Below are 3,209 nucleotides of genomic sequence, written 5' to 3'. Positions count from 1 at the left end.
GCTGCACCAGCGTGGTGAGCACCGTGCCGGCGACGCTGACCAGCGTGCCGACCGAGGCCTGGTTGCGGCCGATACGGCCCGGGAACGGCGCCTTGATCTCCGAATAGCCGAGGTTGAGCTGGGCGGTGCGCAGCGCGGCCCTGTCGACTGCAAGCGCTGCCTCGGCCGCGCGCAGGGTGCTCGTACGCTGGTCGAAACTGTCCTTGGCGAGATAGCCGCTCTTGGCGAGTTCCGTGCCGCGGCCGAGATTGGACCGCGCATAGTCGAGCGTCGCCGTGTCGCGCTCGATCTCGGCCTTCGCCTGGTCGAGTGCCGCCTGATAGTCCTCGGGCGCGATCCGGTAGAGCAGGTCGCCCTGCTTGACGTCGCTGCCGTCGGCGGCAGCCTGCTCCTGCAGGTAGCCCGGCACGCGGGCCTGCAGGGTGATGCTGCGGATCGGTTCGACCCGCGCGGCATAGTCGAGATAGATCGGCAGCGTCCTCTTCACCACGTTCACCACCGGCACCGGCATCACGAACGCCGCCGGAGCCGGCGCTGCCCCTGCCGTGCCGGCATTGAGGCTGAGACTGCCCATGTCGAGCAGATGGACGCTGGCCATCGAGATGGCACCGAGCGCCACGGCCGTTCCCAAAGCGATTTTCCATTTACGCATTTTGGTCTCCAATCGTTTTCCGCCGCCTGCGCGAGCTATTCAGCCGCCTGGGCGAGCGGCTGAAGCGCCGGCTCGGCGGTCGGTTCAATATCCTGATGGTGCGGAGCGGGCTCTCTGTCCTCGCCTCGCTCGCGCAGCTTTTCAATCACCGCGTAGAACACCGGCACGAACACCAGCGACAGCACCGTCGCCGCCACCATGCCGCCGAAGACGGTGGTGCCGATCGACTGCCGGCTGGCAGCACCTGCACCCGTCGCGAACATCAGCGGCAGGACGCCGAGGATGAAGGCGAACGCCGTCATCAGGATCGGCCTCAGCCTCAGCCGCGCGGCCTCCATCGCCGCTTCGACAATGCTCAAACCTTCCTCGCGCCGTCGTCTTGCGAATTCGACGATCAGGATGGCGTTCTTCGCCGCCAGGCCGATCAGCATGACGAAGCCGATCTGCGAGTAGACGTCGATCTGCATGCCGCGCAGCAGGAGCACCAGGAAGGCGCCGAACAGGGCGAGCGGCACGGCGAGCAACACCATGAAGGGCATCGCCCAGCTTTCGTATTGCGCCGCCAGGATCAGGAAGACGAACACCATGGCAAGCCCGAACACGATCGAGGCGATCGAGCCGGCCTTGAGCTCCTGGAAGGTGATGCCGGTCCACTCATAGCCGAAGTCCCTGGGCAGCACCGTCGCCGCCGCCCGCTCCATCGCCGCCACCGCCTGTCCGGACGAGAAGCCGGGAGCGGCACCGCCATTGATCAGGGCCGATGCATTGTTGTTGTAGTGCGGCACCGTCTCGGGGCCGACAATCGGCACCAGCCTGCCCAGCGTGCTCAGCGGCACCATGCCGCCCGCAGCGTTGCGCACATAGAGCCGCGAGATGTCGGTGGCATCGGCGCGCGCATCCTTGTCGGCCTGGATCGTCACCCGGAAGGTGCGGCCGAACAGGTTGAAGTCGTTGACGTAGAGCGAGCCGAGATAGATCTGCAGTGTGTTGAACACATCGGGCAGGCTGAGCCCCAGAAGTTTCGCCTTGCTGCGGTCGAGGTCGTAGTTGAACTGCGGTGTCGACGTCGAGAAGGACGAGAACAGCTGCTGCGGATTGAGTTCCGGCTGCTTGCGCGCCTCGGCGATCAGCGCCTGCGTGACATCGTTGAGCGCAGCACTGCCACGACCGGAGAGATCCTCGACCTGGAACTCGAAGCCGCCGGTGGTGCCGAGGCCCGGGATCGAAGGCGGATCAAAGGAGAGCGCGAAGGCCTCCGGTATCTGCAGCAGCTTGTTGCGCACCTCAGCGACCAGCTTCGAGGCATTCTGGTCGGGTCCACGCTCGTCCCAAGGCTTCAGGATCGCGAACTCCACCGCCGAGTTCGACTGCGCGGCGCTGGTCAGGAAGTTCAGGCCGCTGATCGAGCCGACAATGTCGACGCCGGGTGTGCTCTGCAGGATGTCGCGCGCCTTCTCGGCCACCGCGTCGGTGCGCTCCAACGAAGCGCCGTCAGGCAGCTGGATGACGACGAAGAAATAACCCTGGTCCTCGACGGGGAGGAAGGTCGAGGGCAGTTTCTGCCAGACGAAATAGGTAGCCACCAGGCCGGCGGCGAACAGACCGAGCATGGCCCAGCGCAGCCGGATCAGGATGCGCACGCCATGGGCGTAGGCATGCGACAGCCATTCGAAGCCGGCATTGAACCAGCGGAACAAGACGAACTGCGTCTCGCCGCGATGGCGCAGGAACGCGGCGCTCAGCGCCGGGCTCAGCGTCAGCGAGTTGAAGGCCGAGATGCCGACCGAGATCGCGACGGTGAGCGCGAACTGGTTGTAGAGCCGCCCCGAGACGCCCGGGATGAAGGCGACCGGGATGAACACCGCCATCAGCACCGCGGTTGTGGCGATGATCGGTCCTGTCACCTCGGCCATCGCCGCGCGTGTCGCGGCAAGTGGTTTGAGGCCGGCCTCGAGCTGTCGCTCGACATTCTCGACGACGACGATCGCGTCGTCGACGACGAGACCGATCGCCAGCACCATGCCGAGCAGCGACAGCATGTTGAGCGAGAAGCCCAGCATGTACATCACCGCCAGCGTTGCGATCAGCGACACTGGGATGGCGATGGTCGGGATGATGGTGGTGCGCCAGCTCTGCAGGAAGATGAACACCACCGCCACGACCAGCACCAGCGCCTCGCCAAGCGTAATCAGAACGTCATGCATCGAGGCCGACACGAAGCGCGTCGTGTCGTAGTGCATGGCGTAGTTGACGCCCTTCGGGAAACGCGCCGACAACTCCTGCATCTTGTCCTTGACCCGCTGCTGCAGGTCGAGCGCGTTGGAACCCGGCATCTGGTAGACGGCGAGCACCACCGTCGGGTCCTTGCCGAAGAAAGCGGACGAGGAATATTGCAGCGCGCCGAGTTCGATGCGCGCGACGTCGCGCAGGCGCACCAGCGAGCCGTTTTCAGAATTGGCGCGCACGACGATCTCGCCGAATTCCTTCGGGTCGCTGAGGCGGCCGACCGCGTTGACCTGCATCTCGAAGGCGGTGCCGGCCGGCGCCGCCTTCGAGA

2 protein-coding genes are annotated in these 3,209 nt (G+C 65.6%); both read right to left on the bottom strand.

Translation table 11 applies throughout. The features are described from left to right. Positions 1-652: efflux RND transporter periplasmic adaptor subunit (locus EOA33_RS29395; RefSeq protein WP_127407234.1), on the bottom strand; the 652-nt coding region annotated here is incomplete at its 3' end. Positions 653-687: 35 nt separating this feature from the next. Then, positions 688-3,209, bottom strand: a 2,522-nt coding sequence (locus EOA33_RS29390) for an efflux RND transporter permease subunit (protein ID WP_145989338.1), incomplete at its 5' end; no start/stop codon positions are given.

The sequence above is a fragment of the Mesorhizobium sp. M4A.F.Ca.ET.050.02.1.1 genome, from assembly GCF_003997725.1.
GTDB lineage: Bacteria > Pseudomonadota > Alphaproteobacteria > Rhizobiales > Rhizobiaceae > Mesorhizobium.
This window is presented reverse-complemented; position numbering and strand designations above follow the sequence as displayed.